Source organism: Paractinoplanes rhizophilus, assembly GCF_042664765.1.
In the GTDB taxonomy this organism is placed as follows: domain Bacteria; phylum Actinomycetota; class Actinomycetes; order Mycobacteriales; family Micromonosporaceae; genus Actinoplanes; species Actinoplanes rhizophilus.
The window spans coordinates 1-2,791 of sequence record NZ_JBHTBJ010000095.1 but is presented as its reverse complement, the minus strand read 5'-3'; the positions used below and the strand labels follow the sequence as shown (position 1 = coordinate 2,791).

Annotated in this window: 5 protein-coding genes and 1 pseudogene; 1 reads left to right on the top strand and 5 read right to left on the bottom strand. The window is 66.4% G+C overall.

Annotation, left to right across the window (positions count from 1 at the left end; translation table 11 throughout):
• Positions 1-344 precede the first annotated feature (344 nt).
• The 5 genes and pseudogenes from ACFQS1_RS40305 to ACFQS1_RS40285 all read right to left on the bottom strand — a co-directional run bounded on the left by ACFQS1_RS40305 (position 345) and on the right by ACFQS1_RS40285 (position 2,078).
• Entirely contained in the window at positions 345-509 is a 165-nt protein-coding gene (locus ACFQS1_RS40305) for a hypothetical protein (protein ID WP_378978319.1), read from the bottom strand.
• Positions 506-916, bottom strand: coding sequence for a superoxide dismutase (locus ACFQS1_RS40300; RefSeq protein ID WP_378978317.1), 411 nt, complete (start codon positions 914-916; stop codon positions 506-508). The genes ACFQS1_RS40305 and ACFQS1_RS40300 overlap by 4 nt, the downstream gene beginning before the upstream one ends.
• Before the next feature lie 104 nt (positions 917-1,020).
• Positions 1,021-1,080 (bottom strand): annotated as a pseudogene (locus ACFQS1_RS40295) (hypothetical protein); the annotation flags it as partial.
• A gap of 119 nt (positions 1,081-1,199) precedes the next feature.
• On the bottom strand, positions 1,200-1,586 hold the full coding sequence (locus ACFQS1_RS40290) for a hypothetical protein (RefSeq protein WP_378978315.1): 387 nt from the start codon (positions 1,584-1,586) through the stop codon (positions 1,200-1,202).
• A 246-nt stretch (positions 1,587-1,832) separates the two neighbouring features.
• Complete coding sequence (locus ACFQS1_RS40285; RefSeq protein ID WP_378978313.1) at positions 1,833-2,078, bottom strand: hypothetical protein; 246 nt, start codon at positions 2,076-2,078, stop codon at positions 1,833-1,835.
• Between the two features lie 55 nt (positions 2,079-2,133).
• On the opposite strand from ACFQS1_RS40285, the gene ACFQS1_RS40280 reads away from it, so the two are divergent.
• On the top strand, positions 2,134-2,700 hold the full coding sequence (locus tag ACFQS1_RS40280; protein ID WP_378978311.1) for a hypothetical protein: 567 nt from the start codon (positions 2,134-2,136) through the stop codon (positions 2,698-2,700).
• The last annotated feature ends 91 nt before the right edge of the window (positions 2,701-2,791 follow it).

The following is a 2,791-nucleotide window of genomic DNA, read 5'->3' as shown; positions in this document are numbered from 1 at the left end:
CCCAACGTCTCCACTCGGGTCTCGGCTACAAGACTCCTAACGAGGTCTACAGCGAGTACCTGAACGGGCAGCGGGCGGCCTAATTCAGACCACTAGCGGTATGTCCGGAATTTCCGGGGCGGATCACCCCTGCACCGACCACGCAGCCTGCGCGAGGCCCCACTGGGCCCGCCCCGTCGCGATCCTCGCCCTGCTCGCCACCCCAGAAGCCGCCCAGCGCTTCGCGCGGGCCGCTGCGCGGCCGTCGATATCTCGGTCAAGCCACTACGGCACAGGCGCCAAACTGTGCAGTACATTCCGAGCAAATGCCGTGGTCAAGCGGCGAGTTTCCGCAGCATGACTCATTAACATCCTCCTCGGACGGCGCAGGAGCGGGAACGGGTGGCCTCGTCGCCGATCGCTCCCAGCAGTTGCTCAGCACCGGCGAAGTCACCGCGGTGCTTGGCCGCGATCACTCCGGCCGCCTGCTGCGCGGCCAGGAACGCCGCCCCTGGGTCGGCGCTGGTCATGGCGCGATGAGGATCGGGTTCCCGGCGGCACGAGCGGCGTCGAACCGGCAGGTCACGTCAGCCCAGTTCACCAGTTTCCAGAGTTGGTCGACGTAGTCCGGGCGCACGTTCTTGTACTGCAGGTAGTAGGCGTGCTCCCAGGCGTCGAAGACCAGGATCGGCGTGGAGCCCTGCCCGACGTTGCCGTTATGGTCGTAGACCTGCTCGACGAGCAGGCGCTGCGAGAGGGGTTCCCAGGCGAGCACGCCCCAGCCGGAGCCCTGCACACCCTTGGTGGCGGTGGACAACTGGGCGGCAAACGCCTCGAACGAGCCGAGGTGCTCGTCGATGGCCGCGGCGAGTTCGCCCTCGGGCCGGTCGGCGCTGCTGCCGGGGCGCAGGGTGTTCCAGAAGATCGAGTGCAGCACGTGCCCGGAGAGGTTGAACGCCGGGTCTTCTCCAGGCCGACCAGGGTGTGGTAGTCGCCCTTGTCGCGGGCCTCGGCGAGCTGGTCGAGGGTGTCGTCGCTGCCCTTGACGTACGCGGCGTGGTGCTTGCTGTTGTGGTGCAGCTCAAGGATCTGCCCGGACATGGCGGGTTCGAGCGCGCCGTAGTCGTAGGACATGTCAGGCAGCGAGTAAGCGGCCATGAGGACCCTCCCGGGTGATCGAGTCAGTGTATCGGCCGCCCCCGCACCGGGCAGCCGTACGATCAACCGCCCAGCGCCCCGTGTGCGGTGACCCCTCCATGACCACGTAGCTCGGCGGGCACCATGTCGACTGACCGAGGCACCAACCTGCGCACCGTAAGCAGGACAATCGCCGAGGTCAGCCAAAGGAAATTCCAGTTCAAGCGCATCGTCGAGGCGCCTTGGAAGCGCAGGGCCATCTCCAGCCGGGGGCACCACTTGGGGTCTTCCTGCTCGGTGCTTCGCACCTTCGCCTGGGCGTGGTGCATGCCGACCTGGGGGCCGAGCCCCCAGACCCCCACGTAACACCGTTCGGGCGCACCCGGCCTGGGCACATCCGCTCCGCCCTTGGGGTCTTCCTGCTCGGTGCTTCGCACCTTCGCCTGGGCGTGGTGCATGCCGACGCGCACCAGCGGCAGCAGGTTGAGCCTTCATCGCCCGGCGGCGTGACCTGCGACCCTGCGAGGAATACCGGCAGCCCATCGCCGCGGAATGGGATGAGTTCCTCGGCCACTTCGAACGCCGCCGGCTCGCTCTCGGCGACTACGGACGCGCCTATGGCACCACCTGCATCCACGAACACAGCTGCGTCCGCTGCCCACTCCTGCGGGTCGATCCCGGCCAGGGGGAACGCCTGATCGAGATCCGCGACAACCTCACCGCCCGGCATCGCCGAGGCGGAACGCGAAGCCTGGCTCGGCGAGGCCGAAGGACTGCGCGTCAGCCTCGCCGCGGTCAACGAGAAGCTGGCCCAGACCGACAACACCGTTCAACGCCGGGCCGCGGCAGTCGCGCTCGACATGCCGGGTTTCCCGCGAGTGGCAGCGCGCATCGCCATTGCCCCCACCGAAGCCGGGCCGGTCGAAGGGATGAGCAGCAACGTCCATCGCCACCGGCACCACGGAGTCGTACGGTTGGATCCGTTGATCATGTAACCGCGGGCGGGAGACGATCCGGTTGAGTTTTGACCTTGCCGTTTTGGCGATCGACGGGTGGGCCGACGTTTCCGAGGTCGCCGCGATGGCCGATCGTTGCCGATCCTCCGCCCATATCGAAGGTGAGCTCGACGATCGGATCGTCGGCTTCTATGAGCGGCTGCGGGCACGGTTCCCGGACTATCCACCTTATTGGGACTCGGATGACTGCCCGTGGATGTCGATGCCACTGGATGTCGGCATCGACCACGTGTTCATGTGTCTGAGCTTCAGCGAACGCAGCACCCCAGCGATCACATTTATCACGGAGTTGGCGACCGAACACGGCCTGACCCTCTGGGATCCGCAGGACGGGTCGGCGCACAAGCCGGTGGCAGCACCCTCGCGCCAGGAGGTCACAGCATGGTGGCGTGATCTGCTCGACGGCCAGTGCAGCCGCGAGGAAACCTTCGAACGTGTCCGCCCGTGGGTCGAGGACCCGCCCGACGCCATCGACGATCCGATCACCCTGATGGGGCTTCAACAACTGCACGGCTTCGGCCTGACCGCTGAGCCGGAACCTGTCAAGTCAAATGAGACAATTTCTTGATTTTTCTTAGCTTTCTGCTGCGGGGTGGATGGTCGCGGCTGGGGTGGTGACCTGGTCGGGTGGGTTGTTGTCGGGTTTGTTGATCCATGCC